The organism is Paenibacillus sp. S-38 (assembly GCF_049942825.1).
Taxonomy (GTDB): Bacteria; Bacillota; Bacilli; order Paenibacillales; family NBRC-103111; genus Paenibacillus_G.
The window spans coordinates 3,559,905-3,577,854 of the sequence record NZ_CP187970.1; the positions used below are offsets into that span (position 1 = coordinate 3,559,905).

Here is a 17,950-nt window from a genome sequence, read left to right on the forward strand (position 1 = left end):
GCTGTATTACAGGTTTTTTCATGATGCGATAGATAACGGTGCGAGGGAGGCAGCTGAATGGAAGGCGCGGCATTTCGGCACAAACACAGCCTTGCTGGTCTAGGCGCCAGTTAGAGGTGCGCACTGCCCGAGTGCAACGCCTGAGCTCCGTGCTCGCAGGAGTCCAACGCCCGCGCTCCACGTTCGCCCGAGGCGGACGCCCATGCTCCTCGCTCGCCCGAGTCCTACGCCCGCGCTCCACGCTCGCCCGATGCAAGCGCCCGCGCTCCTCGCTTGCCCGAGTCCAAGGCCCGCATGCCGCGCACCGCCTGCGGCCTTGCCTCAGCGCCGCTCACGCTCAGCGCTTCGCTCGCTGCGTACCTGCCTCGGCGCCGCTCAAGTTCTACGCTCACGCTCTACGCTCACGCTCTACGCTCACGCTCAACGCTCACGCTCTACGCTCACGCTCTACGCTCCGCTCGCAGCGGGCCTGCCTCAGCGCCGCTTGCGGCGGGCGCGGATCTTGCGCATCCAGCGGAACTTGAAGACACGCCGGCTGTCCTTGTGCTTGCCCCAGCTGCGGGGCTGGGAGAGCGCGTCCATCATGTGGCCGATCTCGATGGCCGTGCGGCCGAGCCGCCGGGCGATGCGCGGGCAGAGAATCCGCCCGGGCACGCTTGCGCCGACGAGCACCAGCTGATAGCTGCCCCGGTGCCGGGCCAGCTTGCGGTAAGCGGCGGCCAGGCCTCCGTAATTATCGAGCGGCACGGTCAGCGCCACACGGATGCCGCGGCGGCGCAGCTCTTTGGCCGCTGCAGGTGCGGCACGTCCCACGAGAGCTACTTTATAGCTGCGGAGCAGCCGGTGGACCATGCCGCGCTCATAGAGCTGGTCATTGATGAAAGAGTCGGCGATGACCGGCGGCCGCCAGCCCGAACGCTTCATGAACAGCGAGATGTACTTCATGGAACTCTCATAGTGGGAGAGACCGACGATGTGCGAGGAGCGGACGGCCTGCACCAGCTGCATGCGCAGCTTTTTCGGCGGCGGCAGCGGAATGCCGAGGAAGTCGGAGACGTAATTCAGCGACTTCACGTTGCGTCCCGACAGCAGCTTGGCCATGACATCGCCCAGCCGGATGACCGAGATGGGCCTGCGGCGGTCGATTGAACGTTTAATTGCCTTGTACACCCACACGGGACCGGCTGTCTTGCGGCGAAAATGCTTTTCGATGGTTCTTACCCTCTGCCTGCTGCTTAGCATAATACACAAAACACCCCTTCGTATGACTGTCCATAGGTATACTATGAACGTCGTACTAGGGGGTGCATCGAAAGGGCGGGAGGCAGCTGTAAATGGACGCCAGTCCCTCCGCAGAGCCGGGCAGCCGCAGAGCTCCGGCGCCTATACGTACAGGTACACCGATATAAAGTGGCAGACCGACCCGGCGAGCACGAACAGATGCCAGATCATGTGATGATACGGCAGCCGGCGCCACAGGTAGAATACGGTACCGAAGGTGTACAGCACGCCGCCGATGACAAGCCACATGACGCCGGGAGCGGAGAGCTGCTGCTGGAGCGGCTCGAAGGCGAAGATGATCAGCCAGCCCATCCCGATATAGAAGAGGGTGGAGAGAAAGTTGAACTTTTTGACGAAGAAAAACTTGAAAATAATCCCAATCAAAGCCAGTCCCCACACCGTGCCGAACAGGCTCCAGCCCAGCGGGCCTCGGATCGTGACGAGCAGGTAGGGCGTGTAGGTACCGGCGATCAGCACGTAGATGGCCGAATGGTCGAGGATCTCGAAGATGCTGACCCAAGGCTCCCTGCGGGCGCTGTGCAGCAGCGTGGAGGCCGTATACAGCAGGATCAGGGACAAGCCGAACACGGTAAAGCTGGCGATATGCCACACACTGCCGGATTGCACAGCCTGCAGGATGAGCAGGATGAGGGCGGCAATGCTGAGCAGGATGCCTACGCCGTGCGAGATGGCGTTCGCGCGCTCCTGCCGTAGAATGGACTGCTCCAAAGAGATCAACTCCTGTCCGAATCCGAATCAAGGTAGGCCGGGGGAAAGGACTGCCCATTCGGGATTTCCAAACGGCGTCCACATTCGGGGCTCCACTTTGTTTCTACTATTGTAACGCTCCCGCGTCCAAATGACCAATGTCTAATTGTGAAACTTTTCTTAAGGCACAGAGCCTTCTTCCGGCTTCGCAGCCGGAACCCTGACCCGGCTGCCCGGTGCAATCTCATTGTGCTGCTGCCCGGGGACGAGCCACCGCTCGGGCGTATCGCGGATGCCGCTCAGTTCCAGCTCGAAGGAGCCGTCGGGCCAAGCAGCCGTCATCAGGATCACCCGGCTGCCGTCCGGCACCGCCTTCAGCGGCGAGACGTCCCGGAGCTGCCCGCCCTCAAGGCAGCGGTAAGAGGAGACCGCCGCCGCCGAGGCTTCATCGATCCGCTTATCGAACTCGACTAAGACCGTCCGGCGGTCCGTCCGCCGGGCGCGCAGCGCACGCGGCGGCTCCGTGTACATGGACAGGCCGATCGAATACTCGTAGGCCGTCCACATCCGGTAGCCTTCCTCCCGGGCCGTCCGCGCGAAGGTATCCAGCCAGGCCCGGCTGCGCCGCATGGGTGCGAGAGATCCGATATCCGTCTGTACGCCAAGGGGCACACCGGGATGGGAGGCGCGGATGTGGCGGACGAACGGCGCATAGCGGCGCACGTAATCCGCCGGCAGGCCCGCCCGCATCCAATCCGGCCAATGGGTCTGGAGAATGTGCAGGTCGGGCCGGATCAGGCGGATCATCTCGGCGGCATCGATGCCCTGGACCTCGCGGTTGGCGCCGACCGGATCCCGTCCGGCATCCACCGCAATCGACCATGTGGCGATCCGGATGTCCGGGCGCACGCTGCGGGCTCCGCCGGGTCCGTTGATCAGCTCGTGGAGGAAGCCGTTGACCGCCCGGACCCGGAAGTCGACCCAGAGCAGATACCGGGCACGGTCCTTTTTATAGTACCGCGGCGAGGTGCGGTGCGTGAAATCAGGCATCTCGCTGCCGCTGAATGCCTTGAAGGCCGCCTGGGCCATCGGACCGACATCGCCGTATACGCCGGAGGTCAATCCATTCCACTCCGGCAAATAGGGCTCGGCCACTTCAAGTCCGGAGAAGGGATGCTCCTGGAGCAGGCGGGCGATGCTGCTTTTTTTCCATCTCAGATAGGCGGTGCTGTGAGGGGAGAAGCGGAAGTAGCCGTCGTCCGTCTTCTTGAGCAGAGTCATCTGCCACCTGGGCCAGTCCGGAGGAAGATGACCGGTCGAGTAGGCGCCGTTGCCGAGCACCATGGCCCATACCTGCATGCCGTGCCTGCGGAGGGCGCGGATCAGCTCGCCGTTCACCCGGGTCTCATCGGTGACGAAATACCTGACGTTCCGGTAGCCGGCCAGGAGGAGTTCGGAGGCGATACTCTCGGAGGAGCGGTCAAGATAGTACGGGAATGTGGGGTCGATCTGGATCGTTGCTTCGATGGACAGGTGTGCTGCAGGGCTTGCGGTCACGTTGGCTGGCCTCCTTTGCAGATCAGAGGGTGCGAGGGCTGAGATGGGCACTGGAAATGAACTCTGGAAATGGATACTGAACAAGAAGATGGCTGTCGGGAAGATAGCTTCGTTCCAGGTGATTGCGGACCATTAAGGCAGTTTCGAATGGCTGCAATCCATTGAATCTTGTTCCGGTCAATGGTCGGGACTTGAGTGACTTTCGACCGGCTCACTCAGCTGCAGGCATAACGCTCGGGTGGATTCCAGTCGGTTTAGATAGTCCAGTTACTATCGGCTGATTGCTTCAGCCGCAGGCAGATGGCCCGTTTAGCAGCACGTGCTGTTCCGGGCATGCTTCCAGGCCAGCTCCCGGGAAACCTTTGTCTCTCTTATTGTACCTGACTGAAGGACGGCATAGAACAAAGGAAAGAAGCTCCTACGATTATTGCGAAATTTGTTGAAACAGGTTTTAACCGATCCGCAGGCTCACGGAGTTCTCCGGTGAAATCCGCAGTACGCGGGGGTCATTACGCCCCTGGCGGGCCACATGAACATCCTGTCGCTGAACGCCTTGATAAAAGCCGGCCGCAGCAGCGGGGAGGCAAGGGCTTTGCCTTGATTGCTGGCGAGGTTCGCAAGCTTGCCGAGCAGTCGTGAGCTCTTCGGCCCGCATCACGGTGATGATCGGCGAGACCCAGATGGTGATGCAGGAGGCGGCCGATCAATGCACGGCAATATCAGGGAAGTGCTGCGCAGCGTGGGCAGGGTCCGCGAGGTGGAGGGTGCGCTCGGTCAGATGATCCGGATGGCCTGCACGCTTGATGAGCATGCCCAGGACGTGTCGGCCGCAGCCGAACAGACGTCGGACGGCACCGGGGAGGCGCCTGCTGCAATGGTCGGGATCGCAGCGTTGGCGGAAGAGGCGACAGGGGCGGCAAGGGCGGGCAGGTTGGATTGGAGCGGCGGAGCAGGCGTTCAGCGACCAGCTGCGGCTGATCGGACGTGATTGCGCGGTCGTCCCCGAAGATGGACGAACCGGCAGGCGAGCCGCAGGGAAGCATCCGCAGGTTCAAGTACTGATGAAGATTTGCCTCCCATCTCTGAGGTCAAATTGACGGGCTCCGGGCCCGGAAGGTACAATATTAGTTTAGAAATGCCGCTGCCCGTCTCAGCAGACAGGGCGGCGGCCAAGATCCGAACGGAGTGATGCGGCATGGAAAAGAAGGCAGTACCCGTACATATTCTCAGCGGTTTTCTCGGCAGCGGCAAAACGACTCTGCTGACGCGGGTTATCGATTATTACCAGCTCTCCGGCCGGAGGCCGGCCGTGCTGATGAACGAGCTTGGCGATGTTAACCTTGACGGTATGCTTGTCGATGAGGAGGTGCCGATGACGGAAATGCTCGGCGGCTGTATCTGCTGCACCATCCGCGGAGACCTTGGAATGGAGCTCAAGCAGCTCATCGAAGAGCATGAGCCGGACGCCGTGTTCGTGGAATGCACGGGGGCGGCCAATCCCATCGAGATGCTCGACGGGATCACGGATGCCTCGATGCTGACCCGGGTGGAGCTGAAGTCGGTCATCTCGGTCGTCGATGCAGCGCATCTGCTGGAGCGCTCCCGTACGCCAAAGGCCAGGACGTACAAGCTGATGCAGGACCAAATCCGCTGTGCCACGCAGATTGTTCTCAACAAGGCCGATCTGGTGACGCCTCAGGAGCTCCTGGATACCGAGAACCTGCTGCGGGAGCTGAACGGTTCTGCACCGATCACGGCGGCCGTGAAATGCGAGATCGACCTGTCGCTCTTCGACCGGCTCGAAGGCGGTGTGGCGGAGCGGCATGCGGCAGCTGCGGCCGCGGGCGAGGCAGAGGCCGGACACCGCACGTGTTCCCACTCGCACGAGCCTGGCCATGCCCACGACGAGCACTGCGGACATGCAGACGCGGAGCCGGGGCATACGCACCACAGCCATGAGCACGTGATGGTGCATACGCACTATTTTGGGGTACCGGTGGACAGCGAAGCGTTCGAGGCGATGGTCGGCCGGCTGCCGAAAGAGATTTTCCGGGCGAAGGGCATTCTGCGCTTCTCCGACACGGTCTCCCCGTTCCTTTTCCAATACGCGTACCGGGAAATGGACCTTATGAAGATCGCTCCGAAGGAAGAGCTGCCGAGCGTGGCGGTGTTCATCGGCGAGCACTTTGACAAGCGGGGGCTGGAGGCGGAGCTGGCCGCGCTGGAGGCCGGCCAATCTTGACGCGCGTGCGGCTCATAGGGCATTATTAGAAGAGGTCAAGTCTTCATAGGGAAGAGGTCATTATGTCCAAACACGAGCATGCGCACGAGGTTCAAAGCACGATCGACGAAATCGTCGGGGCGATGTCGAGCAAGGGATGGCGGATTACCGATCAGCGCAAAAGCCTGGCCGCGCTGTTCGCCGGAACCGATGGCTACCAGTCCCCCAAGGACGTTTATGAACATATGAGGCAGAAGTACCCCGGTGTCAGCTTCGATACCGTCTACCGCAATCTCCGGCTCTTGAGCGAGATGGGCGTGCTGGAGCAGATTTATCTGAACGACGGGCTTAAGTTCCGTGCCCGCTGCCAGACCCATCATCATCACCACCTGATCTGTCTTCGCTGCGAGAAGACGATTCCCTTCGAGTTTTGTCCGATGAAGCAGGTGCCCGGTCTGCCGGATGACTTTCAGATCGTCAACCACCGCTTCGAGGTGCTCGGCTACTGCGGAGATTGTTCGCAGGCGGCGGAGTCAGGCAGCGAAGAGTCTGCCGACTAGAAGAGAGGAATATTCGCTTGTTTTCAACGCATTGATGCCGCAGGGCAGTTCGCTCTTCCGTTCACAAAAGTCAATGTATCACCGCAGACAGCAGCCTTCATTCCATCTTTCCTTTGGGAGAGCATGGGATGAAGGCTTTTTTTCACTTACAAAAAGGAAGGTATAATTTTCTAAAAAACCGATTGACAGGACAGGAGCCCTGATGCTAAGATACGCAATAACAAAGTAAGTTTATCGGAATTATGAATATGAGTGACCGGTCTACCGGAGCGCATATCTTTTGGCATAGGCACATATCCGCCTAATCCCATCTGATAAACCATATATAAGTAAATATGATAAATAGGGAGCGTCACTCTTATGAAAACACAAAGTAGCCTGCTGGCTCGATTCGGAAGATTCTCGGCCTTAACCGTACTGGCCTTGTCCCTTGCAGGGGTTACCGCCTGCGGCAGCAAGGAGACTTCGTCCACTACCGCACCGGCGGCAGGCGATGGGGCCAAACCGGCAGCGTCGGCGAAGCCGGTGGAACTGCTCAATGTATCCTACGATCCGACCCGCGAGCTGTATGTCTCCTTTAACAAAGCATTCCAGGCGTACTGGAAGAAGGAAAAGGGGCAGGACGTCACGTTCAAGCAGTCCCATGGCGGCTCAGGCAAGCAGGGCCGCTCGGTAATCGACGGTCTGGAAGCGGACGTGGTCACTCTCGCCCTTGCCTACGACATCGACGCGGTGCAGAAGGCCGGCTTGATCGAACCGGGCTGGGAGAAGGAACTGAAGGACAATGCATCGCCTTACACGTCGACGATCGTCTTCCTGGTGAAGAAGGGCAACCCGAAGGGCATCAAGGACTGGGATGATCTCGTCAAGCCGGGCGTGCAGGTCATCACTCCGAATCCGAAGACTTCCGGCGGCGCCCGCTGGAACTATGTGGCGGCCTGGGGCTACGCATACCAGAAGAACAACAAGGATGAGGCCAAAGCGAAGGAATTCGTGCAGGCGCTCTACAAGAACGTGCCGGTGCTTGATTCCGGGGCCCGCGATTCCACGACGACCTTCGTACAGCGCGGCATCGGCGACGTACTGATCGCCTGGGAGAATGAAGCCTACCTCTCCATCAATGAATTCGGCAAGGACAAATACGAGATCGTCACACCTTCGGTCTCCGTACTCGCCGAACCGCCGGTCGCCATTGTTGACAAGGTAGTCGACAAGAAGGGGACCCGTGAGGTGGCCAAAGCTTACCTTGAGTACCTCTACTCGGAAGAAGGGCAGGAGATTGCGGCGAAGAATTACTACCGCCCGCGCCTCGAATCCGTCGCGAAGAAGTACGAGAACCAGTTCAGCAAGATCAATCTCTTCACCATCAACGACGAGCCGTTCGGCGGCTGGACGAAAACACAGACGACGCACTTCAATGACGGCGGCATCTTCGACCAAATCTATAAGCCATAATACGATTCGCTTATTTCACCCAGATCTGCTGAATTTATTAATGGAACGGGAGAACGATATCCATGGCAAAAGCTTGGAAAGAGCGCAGTATTCTACCCGGGTTCGGGCTTTCGATGGGTTTTACTGTGATGTACCTCAGCCTGATCGTCCTCTTCCCGCTGTCTGCGATCTTCATCAAGACATCGGGCATGGGATGGGATAAGTTCTGGGCGACGATCCTCGACCCGAGGGTTATCGCGGCCTACAAGATCAGCTTCGGCACCGCCTTCGGGGCGGCCCTCATCAATTCCGTCTTCGGCTTCATCGTCGCCTGGGTGCTTGTGCGCTACACCTTTCCGGGCCGGAAGTTCGTCGATGCGCTGGTGGATCTGCCATTTGCTCTGCCTACCGCGGTAGCGGGGATTGCCCTTACAACGATCTATTCGCAGAACGGCTGGATCGGTTCGCTGCTGGAGCCGCACGGCATCAAGATCGCCTTCACGCCGCTCGGTATTATGCTGGCATTGACCTTCATCGGCATCCCGTTCGTGGTAAGAACGCTGCAGCCGGTGATGGAGGAGCTGGATAAAGAAGTGGAAGAAGCGGCCGTCTCGCTGGGGGCGGGCCGGTGGAGAACCTTCACGAAGGTCATCTTCCCGGCGCTGTTCCCCTCGCTGCTGACCGGCTTCACGCTGGCCTTTGCCCGCGCGGTAGGGGAGTACGGCTCCGTCGTCTTCATCTCCGGGAACATGCCGATGAAGACCGAGATCGCTCCGCTGCTCATCATGACGAAGCTCGAGCAGTACGATTACGCGGGGGCTACGGCGATTGCAATGGTTATGCTCGTGATTTCCTTCATCACCCTGTTGATTATCAACCTGCTGCAGTGGCGTGCGAACCGTCATGTCACCTCGGCATAGCATGGAGAAGGAGGAGAGAACATGGCCGGTTATGTAGCTACCGCCGTACGGACCAAGACGGCCGCTGCCGGGAGACCCCGGCATATTACGGAATCGGGACTGGTCCGCGGCATTCTGATTACCATCGCACTGCTGTTCCTGGGCTTCCTGCTGATCCTTCCGCTCGCCAGTATCTTCGTCGAAGCCTTCCGCAAGGGCTGGGAGGTCTACGAGGCGGCGCTGGTTGAAGCGGATGCGGCCGCAGCGATCCGCTTGACGCTGACTGTGGCGGCGATCGCCGTACCGCTGAATCTGGTGTTCGGGGTCGCGGCCGCCTGGGCGATCACGAAGTTCCGCTTCAAAGGCAAGAACCTGCTTATCACGCTGATTGACCTGCCTTTCGCCGTCTCTCCGGTCATCTCGGGCCTGATCTTCGTCCTCCTGTTCGGAGCGAAGGGCTGGTTCGGACCGTGGCTGCAGGAGAACGACATCAAGATCATTTTCGCCCTGCCGGGGATCGTGCTCGCCACCGTCTTCGTGACCTTCCCGTTTGTTGCCCGGGAGCTTCTCCCGGTGATGCAGGCGCAGGGAACACTCGAGGAAGAAGCCGCGGTCACTCTCGGGGCCAAAGGATGGCGGATCTTCTGGAAGGTCACGCTGCCGAATATCAAGTGGGGCCTGCTCTACGGCGTGATTCTATGCAATGCGAGGGCGATGGGCGAGTTCGGCGCCGTGTCCGTGGTCTCGGGTCATATCCGCGGATCGACGAATACGATGCCGCTTCACATTCAGATTCTGTACAACGAATATAATTTTGCGGGTTCCTTCGCCATGGCGTCTCTGCTGGTCCTTCTCGCCGTAGTGACCTTGGCAGTCAAGAGCATCATCGAGTGGAAACATGGGCAGCAGCGCCCGGAGGAGGAGTAAGATCATGCATATCGAGACCAGACACTTGACGAAGAGCTTTGGCAGCTTCCGGGCGACGGATAACGTAAGCTTCGGTATAGAGAAAGGAACGCTGATCGGCCTGCTGGGCCCAAGCGGCGGTGGCAAAACGACGATCCTGCGGATGCTCGCCGGGCTCGAGGAGCCGGACAGCGGCGATATCCTGTTCCACGGGCAGCGGGTCAACGACCTGGCGCCGCAGGCCCGGGGGATCGGCTTTGTCTTCCAGAACTACGCGCTGTTCCGGCATATGACCGTCTTCGATAACATCGCCTTCGGGCTGACCGTTCAGAAGAAGAGCAAAGCGCAGATCAAGGCCCGCGTGGAGGAGCTCATCGAGCTCACAGGGCTGAAGGGCCTCGCCGGCAGGCTGCCGCATCAGCTCTCCGGCGGACAGCGGCAGCGGGTTGCATTCGCCAGGGCTATTGCGCCGGAACCGCAGCTGCTGCTGCTCGACGAGCCGTTCGCCGCCATCGACGCCAAGGTCCGCAAGGAGCTGCGCACGTGGCTCAAGGAGATGATCGACCGGGTCGGGATCACGACGATCTTCGTTACCCACGACCAGGAGGAAGCGGTCGAGGTGGCGGACCAGATCATGATCATCAACCAGGGACGGCTCGAGCAGCAGGGCACGCCGATCGAGATCTACAAGAAGCCGCGCACGCCGTTCGTCGCCGGGTTTATCGGCGAATCGAACCAGCTCGGGGACATCTCGAACCTGAAGGGCTTCGAGGCGGATCTGCTGCCGGGCGCCAAAGCGATCATCCGGCCAGAGTTCATCGAGATCGGCCGGCCGGGCGAGGTGTCTTATCCATCGGCTGCCGAACAGGGAACGGTGAAGCAGGTGTACTTCCGCGGGATCAACTGGCAGGTGGAAGTGGAGGTCGAAGGCGACAGGCTGTTCGCCTACCGTTCGCCGGAGCAGCCGGAGCTGAAGGCCGGCGAGCAGGTGCAGGTGCTGATCCACCGGGTCTACCTGTTCAACGAGCAGGAGCAGCTTACCCAGGAGAACGGGCTCAAGATCGATCCGATGCCAGTGCACATCTAACCCGCCGGGGGCTGGGCTGTAAGACACCCGGCCTGGGAACACTGGTAGATGCGGAGCAGGGCGCCCGCTCAGGCGGCCGGCTTCCGAAGGGCAAACGACAGCCCGTCCGTCCGCCTGGAGGCGGATAATAGCACCATCCTCAGGTTACTTCTTGTCGAAAGGGGCAAAGGCATTGGAACATCATATCACCATACGCAGCATAGAAGGGCTCGAGCTCGCTGCAACGCTGCATTACCCCGAAGGGGAAGGAGCCGCAGGAAGGACGTGCGGAAAGTACCCGGTCATTGTGATTGCCCACGGCTTTGTGGGCACCCGCATCGGCATCGACAGGCTGTTCGTCCTTGCCGCCCGTGAGTTTGCCAAGACCGGCTATATGGTGCTCCGCTTCGATTACGGCGGATGCGGGGAGAGCACCGGCGAATACGGAGCCGGGGGACTGGATTCGATGATCGACCAGACGCGCAGCGTCATCGATTACGTGCTCGATATCGACTGCGTCGATCCGCAGCGGGTCATCCTGCTGGGGCACAGCCTGGGAGGCGCCGTATCGGTCCTCACCGCCGCTCGCGATAAGCGAATCAAGACGCTGGTTCTCTGGTCCGCGGTAGGCTACCCGTTCAACGACATCGTCGGTATCACGGGCAAAGCTGCTTACGAAGAAGCGGTGCAGAAGGGCTCGGTCGATTACTTAGGCTACTCGCTCCACCCGGTATTCTTCGAATCGCTGCAGAAGCACCAGCCGTTCGAACAGCTTCGCAAATTCACAGGCGACGTGCTTCTCGTGCACGGTACGGCCGACGAGGTCATTCCGGTCGACTACTGCTTCCTGTTCCAGAAGCTGTTCTGGCTGCGGAGCCAGGGACAGTGCGATAAGGAAGTGATTTTCCAGGCGGATCATACGTTCACCGGAGCCAGGGCCAAAGCGCAGCTGCTGAGCAAAACCCGTGACTGGCTGCTCTACATCGACAAGCGTAAGCAGGAATGGAATGACTGGACAATTTGACGAAAAACGCAAGATCAGATTCAAACACGGTGGACACCGTACACCCGGGTGAACGCTTACGGATCAGGAACGAGAAGTAGGCGTTTCTCCTTCACATATAAAACCGACTAAACACATAGGAATGTAACAAAAAAATTCCCGGAGGGATGCATAATGGCGAAGCCGCTGGATGTAGATGAATTGTGGACGAAACGGATTATTGGAAGTGTGAACGGTTTGGAATACGGAACGGTCCAGATCGTTGTGCACGACGGACGAATCGTACAGATCGAGAGAACGGAGCGCAAGCGGTTCGAATCCGATACGGCCTCCCAGCGGACTGCGGCGGAACCGAAGCAGCACAAGCGGACCCCTTAGCTTTTCTAAAGAAGCAATCCGGCGACACCCAGAAGCACCCGGAAGAAGAAGTGTGGGCCTGATCATGAAGAAAGCTGAAAGAACGAACCGCCAACGGAATCAGCAGGGTCTACCGGACCGCCGGAGACCTCCCGAAGTAACGCAGTGCCGCATCAAAGGCAGCTGTGCTCTTCAGGAGGTCTCTTTTACTTGCCATCATCCCAACCACTAAAGGAGAAATTGCCCTTATGACAACGATCGCGATTATATCCGGAAGTCCATCCCCAAGCTCCCGTCTGAACGGAGTGCTGCAAAGTGTCGAAGCGAAGCTGAAGGAAGCGGGAATTGAGCTGGAGTGGGTGCATGTACACCAGCTGCCGCCCGAGGACCTGGTCTATACGAAGTTTGATTCCCCTGCGATTATCGAAGCGAACCGCATCGTCGAACGTGCGGCGGGGGTGGTCGTGGCCACGCCGATCTATAAAGCTTCCTATACCGGCGTGCTCAAAGCCTTCCTCGATCTGATCCCGCAGAAAGGCCTGGAAGGCAAAGTGATCCTGCCGCTGGCGATCGGCGGAACGCTGGCCCACCTGCTCGCCATCGACTATGCGCTGAAGCCGGTATTGTCGGCGCTCGGCGCCCGCAACCAGCTGCAGGGTGTCTATGCGCTCGACACCCAGGTGAAGCGTCTGGAGGAAGGCGGCTTCGAAGTCTCAGAGGAGCTCACCGGCCGTCTGCAGCAGGCTGCTGCCGATCTGGTGAACGAGGTCCGCCTGCTGGGCGGGGCATCCCGTACGAATACGAACAATGAAGGAGCTGCGACTGCATGATTACCGCTGTGCTGAGAAGAACGCTTCAAGCCGGTTTACTGATGACACTGGTTACCGCACTTGCCGCCTGCGGCACGTCCGCACCTCAAGGTGGAGACAAAGCCCAGGGAGCCTCACCTGCCGGACAGGAGGCCAAAGGAGCGGAGCCATCCGCCAAGGCAAAGGAAGTGCGCATCGGATTCCAGAAGTACGGAACGATGAACTTCCTGAAGGCCGAAGGAAAGTTGGACAAGAAGCTGAAGGACGCAGGCTACAGCGTGACCTGGACCGAGTTCCCCGGCGGCCCGCAGCTGCTTGAAGCGCTGAATGTAGGATCGCTGGACCTCGGGCATACCGGTGAGTCGCCGCCGATCTTCGCTCAGGCTGCCGGAGCGCCGCTGGTCTATCTGGCCCACGAGCCGGCGAGCCCGAAGAGTGAAGCAATCCTCGTCCCGGAGAACTCCCCGCTGAAGAGCGTGGCTGAACTCAAGGGCAAGAAGGTGGCGCTGAACAAAGGCTCCAACGTGCATTATTTGCTGGTAAAACAGCTCGAGAAGGCCGGTTTGAAATACAGCGACATCCAGACCGTATTCCTGCCGCCCGCCGATGCAAGGGTCGCTTTCGAGAGGGGCAGCGTGGATGCCTGGGTCATTTGGGATCCGTTCTTTGCGGCGGCCCAGACGGCGACCAAAGCGCGCGTACTGGCCGACGGGACGGATACCGTGTCAAACCATGAGTTCTACCTGGCCGCCCGAGGCTTCGCGGAGAACAACCGAGAGGTCACCTCTATTCTGCTCGAGGAGCTGAACAAGGTGGATGAATGGGCAAAGACGAACCAAGGCGAACTCGCGAAGCTGCTCTCCCCTCAGCTAGGCATCGATATTCCGTCGCTGGAGCTCGCTTCGAAGCGCCGGGAATACGGCGTGCTGCCGATCGACGACAAGGTGATTGCGGAGCAGCAGAAGATTGCAGACACATTCCTGGACGTAGGGCTCATTCCGAAGCCCATCCAGATTAAGGAAGCCGTGCTTTCCAATAAGTAACATCAGTACTTCCAAGAAAAAGAAACGGCACAGCCGTATATACACCAAACAGACTCAAACATGAGATGAAGAGAGGAAGATGAGACATGGAAGTATTCTGGTTTATCCCGACACACGGGGACGGACGTTATTTGGGGACGAATAAGGGAGCAAGAGCGGTGGATTATCCTTACATGCGCCAGATCGCACAGGCGGCAGACCAGCTTGGTTACGGCGGGGTACTGCTGCCGACGGGCAAGTCGTGCGAAGACGCCTGGATCGTGGCATCCTCGCTCGTGCCGGCAACGGAGCGGCTGAAGTTTCTCGTCGCCGTGAGACCGGGCCTCATGTCTCCGACGCTGTCGGCCAGAATGGCGGCGACCCTCGACCGGATCTCCGGCGGACGGCTGCTCATCAACGTGGTGACGGGCGGCGACCCGGTGGAGCTCGCAGGTGACGGATTGTTCCTCGATCATACGGCCCGTTATGACCTTACCGATGAGTTCCTCGAGATCTGGAGAAGAGAGCTGGCCGGCGAGGAAGTCACCTATGAAGGCAAGCACCTGAAGGTAGAAGGCGGCAAGGTACTGTATCCGCCGCTGCAAGGCCCTTACCCGCCGCTTTACTTCGGCGGTTCCTCACCGGCAGCGCAGCAGGTAGCGGCAGACCATATCGACGTATACCTGACATGGGGCGAACCGCCGGCGCAGGTGGAGGAGAAGATTCGCACGATGCGCGCCCTGGCCGCAGAGAAGGGACGGACGCTGCGCTTCGGCATCCGGCTGCACGTGATCGTCCGCGAGACGGCGGACGCGGCGTGGGCTGCGGCGGATGAGCTGATCTCGCATCTCGATGATGAGACCATCGCGAATGCGCAGAAGGTGTTCGCCCGCTTCGATTCCGAAGGCCAGCGGCGGATGAGCCAGCTGCACAGCGGAGACCGGAGCAAGCTGGAAATCTCGCCGAACCTGTGGTCCGGCATCGGGCTGGTTCGCGGCGGCGCCGGCACGGCGCTCGTCGGCGATCCGGAGACCGTGGCGGCCCGGATGAAGGAATACGCGGATCTCGGTATCGAGACATTCATCCTGTCGGGCTACCCACATCTGGAGGAGGCTTACCGCTTTGCGGAGCTCGTGTTCCCGCTGCTGCCGCTGAAGGAGCAGGAGAATGCGCGGCGTACCGAAGGCGCCAAGAACATCTCGCCTTTCGGCGAAATCGTGGCGAACAATGAGCTGCCGAAGCAGGAAGCGGCGGCCGGCAGGGAAGAGGTGCACGCGAAGTGAAGGCGGCCATCCGACTTCCGCGTTCAGGGCAGCTGCTGCCCTGGCTCGTGCCCGTCGTATTGATCGTCGTGTGGCAGATCCTCGGCCAGACCGGCGTGATTTCGACCCGCACGCTGCCTACCCCGCTGCAGGTGATAGAGGCGCTCCTGCTCTTGATCCAGAAGGGAACGATCTTCACCTATATCGCCGTGAGCACGAAACGGGCCTTCCTGGGCTTTGCGATCGGCGGGGGGATCGGTTTCCTGCTCGGGCTCATCAACGGGGTGTCTCCGCTGCTGGAGAAGCTGACGGACTCCTCCATGCAGATGGTCCGCAACATTCCTCATCTGGCCCTCATCCCGCTGGTTATCCTGTGGTTCGGGATCGGCGAGGAGGCGAAGCTGTTCCTCGTGGCGCTGGGCGTGTCCTTCCCGATCTATCTCAATACGTTCCACGGCATCCGGTCCGTGGACCCGGGTCTGATCGAGATGGGGCGGGTATACGGCCTGAAGGGCGGTCCGCTCTTCTGGAAGGTGATTCTCCCCGGCGCGCTGCCGAGCATTCTCGTCGGCGTCCGCTACGCGCTTGGCATTATGTGGATCACCCTGATCGTGGCCGAGACGATCTCAGCTGATTCGGGGATTGGTTACATGGCGATGAACGCCAGGGAATTCATGCAGATGGATGTCGTCGTCCTCAGTATCCTGATCTATGCCCTGCTCGGCAAGCTGTCCGATGTGATGGCGAAGCTGCTCGAGAAGCAGTGGCTGCAGTGGCATCCGAACTTCAAGAAAGCCTGACCGGGCACAACGGAAGGAGGGCTCATCGCATGAGCCGCAAACAGGGAACGGAGCTTAGAGTCCAGGGAGTATCGAAGACCTTCGGGGAGAAAACGGTGCTGACCGGCATAGACCTCGAACTGAAGCCGGGCGAATTCACCGCGATCGTCGGACGAAGCGGGTGCGGCAAAAGCACGCTCCTGCGCCTGGTGGCCGGGCTGGAGCAGCCTACGCAGGGAAGCATTGCTGTGAACAGCGCCGCTTCCCGGGGCATCCACCCGGATACCCGCATCATGTTCCAGGATGCGAGGCTCCTGCCCTGGCAGCGGGTGCTCGCCAACGTGGAGATCGGCGCGCTGCCCGGAGATAAGGCCTCGGCGGCCGATGCGCTGCGGCTGGTCGGCCTATCGGACCGGGCCGGCGCTTGGCCCGGGGTCCTCTCCGGCGGGCAGAAGCAGCGTGTCTCCCTCGCCCGGGCGCTGGCCGGCAGGCCCAAGCTCCTCCTCCTGGACGAGCCGCTTGGCGCGCTTGATGCGCTTACCCGCATCGACATGCAGGAGCTGATAGAGCGGCTGTGGCTGGAGCAGGGCTTCTCGGCGATCCTCGTCACTCATGACGTCAGTGAGGCCGTAGCGCTCGCGGACCGGGTCGTGCTGATCGAAGAGGGCCGGGTCGCCATGGACCTGCCCATCGAGCTGGACCGTCCCCGCGAGCGGGACAGCGGCTTCGCTTATTACGAGAAGCTGATTCTGGACCGGATCATGCATCGCACCCGGGAGCAGGCCGTAACGGAGCGGAAACGGGAGATCTCGTTTTCTATATAATCCGACTTTTCGCATAGGAAATATATAAACCATATTTTCATAGAACCAGCGTCTCAATTCAAAATTGGAAGGAGCCCGATCCATGACGGCGTACTCCGCATTACAGGAAGACGTAACCTTTCCACCAGCCGGTTCGGCCGGTCAAGCCGGTACACCCCCGCAGGAGGGGGCCGATGTGCTGCAGCTGCCCGATCTGCTCTTCGTCACTTACTGCTTCCGGACGTTCGGTCTGAACCGGGGCATCTACAATACCATTGACGAGTGGCTGTACCGAAGCGGCATTCTCGAGATTACGAAGCGGCGCCAGACCGTGATCGCCTTCCTGTCGGAGCAGCAGCGGCAGGGCCGCCCGCCCGGCACCTATCTCAAATTCGGCAAGGGCGCATTGACCGGGCTTCTCCACGATTTTGTAACGAATGGAGTTCAACCAGAATAAGGGAGGTGCCGGCGATGAGCACGGTTTCCATCGATATTGATTTGCCGGAAAAAAGTTTCTCCACCCCGCAGGGAAGCGTAAAGGCGCTGCAGGATATCCGCGTCAGCATCCGCCAAGGGGAATTCATCACCATCATCGGACCGAGCGGCTGCGGCAAAAGCACCCTGCTCAAGATTATCGCAGGCCTGGATACGGACCACGGGGGACGCGTGCTGCTCGAGGGGCAGCAGGTCGTGAAGCCGGGCATTGACAAAGGATTCATCTTCCAAGAACATCGCCTGTTTCCCTGGCTGACCGTGGAGAAGAATATCGCGGCGGACCTGCCGCTGAACCGCCCTGAGGTGAGGGCCAAGGTCGACGAGCTGATCGCCCTCGTCCGGCTCCAGGGCTTCGAGAAGTCCTATCCGAGGGAGCTGTCCGGCGGGATGAGCCAGCGGGTGGCGATTGCCAGAGCCCTGCTCCGAAGTCCCAAAGTGCTGCTGCTTGACGAGCCGTTCGGCGCGCTCGACGCCTTCACGAGAAGCCACCTGCAGGAGGTGCTGCTCGATATCTGGCAGAAGAACCGCACGACGATGATCCTCGTCACGCATGATATCGACGAGGCGGTATTCCTCGCGAACCGCGTCATTGTCATGGACGCGAGGCCGGGCACCATCCGCCAGATCGTGCCGGTCGACCTTCCGTTCCCCCGCAAGAAGGCCAGCTCTTCCTTCCTCGAATTCCGCAAAGCGGTACTGAGCGAGTTCGAGCAGGTCGACGAGCTGGAGCTGGTGGACAGCTCCGGCATCTGACAAACGGTTCAAACCGAGAAGAGAGGAAGTAGACA

19 protein-coding genes and 1 pseudogene are annotated in these 17,950 nt (G+C 60.1%); 16 read left to right on the plus strand and 4 right to left on the minus strand.

Features of this window, described 5'->3' with window-relative positions:
- Positions 1–224: 224 nt before the first annotated feature.
- The 4 genes from ACP26L_RS16335 to ACP26L_RS16350 form a co-directional block, all read right to left on the minus strand.
- Positions 225–392 carry a hypothetical protein gene (locus ACP26L_RS16335; protein ID WP_426454067.1) on the minus strand — a complete coding sequence of 56 codons (168 nt, stop codon included), beginning with the start codon at positions 390–392 and terminating at the stop codon, positions 225–227.
- 82 nt (positions 393–474) lie between these two features.
- Positions 475–1,170: a GT-D fold domain-containing glycosyltransferase gene (locus tag ACP26L_RS16340; RefSeq protein WP_426454069.1), complete on the minus strand. Its 696-nt coding sequence runs from the start codon at positions 1,168–1,170 to the stop codon at positions 475–477.
- 213 nt (positions 1,171–1,383) lie between these two features.
- Entirely contained in the window at positions 1,384–2,010 is a 627-nt protein-coding gene (gene trhA / locus ACP26L_RS16345; RefSeq protein ID WP_426454071.1) for a PAQR family membrane homeostasis protein TrhA, read from the minus strand.
- Positions 2,011–2,169: 159 nt separating this feature from the next.
- Positions 2,170–3,546 carry an N-acyl-D-glucosamine 2-epimerase gene (locus ACP26L_RS16350; protein ID WP_426454073.1) on the minus strand — a complete coding sequence of 459 codons (1,377 nt, stop codon included), beginning with the start codon at positions 3,544–3,546 and terminating at the stop codon, positions 2,170–2,172.
- 706 nt (positions 3,547–4,252) lie between these two features.
- Here ACP26L_RS16350 and ACP26L_RS16355 point away from each other — a divergent pair.
- From ACP26L_RS16355 to ACP26L_RS16430, 16 genes and pseudogenes are all read left to right on the plus strand, one after another.
- Positions 4,253–4,534, plus strand: coding sequence for a hypothetical protein (locus tag ACP26L_RS16355; RefSeq protein WP_426454075.1), 282 nt, complete (start codon positions 4,253–4,255; stop codon positions 4,532–4,534).
- 207 nt (positions 4,535–4,741) lie between these two features.
- Positions 4,742–5,788 carry a CobW family GTP-binding protein gene (locus tag ACP26L_RS16360; protein ID WP_426454077.1) on the plus strand — a complete coding sequence of 349 codons (1,047 nt, stop codon included), beginning with the start codon at positions 4,742–4,744 and terminating at the stop codon, positions 5,786–5,788.
- A gap of 62 nt (positions 5,789–5,850) precedes the next feature.
- Positions 5,851–6,327, plus strand: coding sequence for a Fur family transcriptional regulator (locus ACP26L_RS16365; protein WP_426454079.1), 477 nt, complete (start codon positions 5,851–5,853; stop codon positions 6,325–6,327).
- A gap of 360 nt (positions 6,328–6,687) precedes the next feature.
- Positions 6,688–7,782 (plus strand): sulfate ABC transporter substrate-binding protein, encoded by a 1,095-nt coding sequence (locus ACP26L_RS16370; protein ID WP_426454080.1) that lies wholly within the window; start codon positions 6,688–6,690, stop codon positions 7,780–7,782.
- Positions 7,783–7,844: 62 nt separating this feature from the next.
- Complete coding sequence (cysT, locus tag ACP26L_RS16375) at positions 7,845–8,681, plus strand: sulfate ABC transporter permease subunit CysT (RefSeq protein ID WP_426454082.1); 837 nt, start codon at positions 7,845–7,847, stop codon at positions 8,679–8,681.
- Between the two features lie 21 nt (positions 8,682–8,702).
- A complete protein-coding gene (gene cysW, locus ACP26L_RS16380; protein WP_426454084.1) occupies positions 8,703–9,587 on the plus strand; it encodes a sulfate ABC transporter permease subunit CysW in 885 nt (294 codons plus the stop codon).
- Between the two features lie 4 nt (positions 9,588–9,591).
- Positions 9,592–10,653, plus strand: a complete 1,062-nt coding sequence (locus tag ACP26L_RS16385) for a sulfate/molybdate ABC transporter ATP-binding protein (RefSeq protein ID WP_426454085.1) — start codon at positions 9,592–9,594, stop codon at positions 10,651–10,653.
- Between the two features lie 172 nt (positions 10,654–10,825).
- Entirely contained in the window at positions 10,826–11,656 is an 831-nt protein-coding gene (locus ACP26L_RS16390; protein ID WP_426454087.1) for an alpha/beta hydrolase family protein, read from the plus strand.
- A gap of 153 nt (positions 11,657–11,809) precedes the next feature.
- On the plus strand, positions 11,810–12,013 hold the full coding sequence (locus tag ACP26L_RS16395) for a YezD family protein (protein WP_013916782.1): 204 nt from the start codon (positions 11,810–11,812) through the stop codon (positions 12,011–12,013).
- A gap of 227 nt (positions 12,014–12,240) precedes the next feature.
- Positions 12,241–12,822: an NADPH-dependent FMN reductase gene (gene ssuE / locus ACP26L_RS16400; RefSeq protein ID WP_426454089.1), complete on the plus strand. Its 582-nt coding sequence runs from the start codon at positions 12,241–12,243 to the stop codon at positions 12,820–12,822.
- On the plus strand, positions 12,819–13,844 hold the full coding sequence (locus ACP26L_RS16405; RefSeq protein WP_426454091.1) for a sulfonate ABC transporter substrate-binding protein: 1,026 nt from the start codon (positions 12,819–12,821) through the stop codon (positions 13,842–13,844). The genes ssuE and ACP26L_RS16405 overlap by 4 nt, the downstream gene beginning before the upstream one ends.
- Before the next feature lie 86 nt (positions 13,845–13,930).
- Positions 13,931–15,106 carry an FMNH2-dependent alkanesulfonate monooxygenase gene (ssuD, locus tag ACP26L_RS16410; RefSeq protein WP_426454093.1) on the plus strand — a complete coding sequence of 392 codons (1,176 nt, stop codon included), beginning with the start codon at positions 13,931–13,933 and terminating at the stop codon, positions 15,104–15,106.
- Positions 15,103–15,885 carry an aliphatic sulfonate ABC transporter permease SsuC gene (gene ssuC, locus ACP26L_RS16415; RefSeq protein ID WP_426454094.1) on the plus strand — a complete coding sequence of 261 codons (783 nt, stop codon included), beginning with the start codon at positions 15,103–15,105 and terminating at the stop codon, positions 15,883–15,885. The genes ssuD and ssuC overlap by 4 nt, the downstream gene beginning before the upstream one ends.
- Before the next feature lie 128 nt (positions 15,886–16,013).
- A pseudogene (locus ACP26L_RS16420) lies at positions 16,014–16,688 on the plus strand (ATP-binding cassette domain-containing protein); the annotation flags it as partial.
- A gap of 82 nt (positions 16,689–16,770) precedes the next feature.
- On the plus strand, positions 16,771–17,124 hold the full coding sequence (locus tag ACP26L_RS16425; protein WP_426454096.1) for an RNA-binding protein: 354 nt from the start codon (positions 16,771–16,773) through the stop codon (positions 17,122–17,124).
- Between the two features lie 14 nt (positions 17,125–17,138).
- The gene (locus ACP26L_RS16430; RefSeq protein WP_426454098.1) at positions 17,139–17,915 is read left to right on the plus strand and encodes an ABC transporter ATP-binding protein; all 777 of its coding nucleotides are present in this window, start codon (positions 17,139–17,141) and stop codon (positions 17,913–17,915) included.
- Positions 17,916–17,950 lie beyond the last annotated feature (35 nt).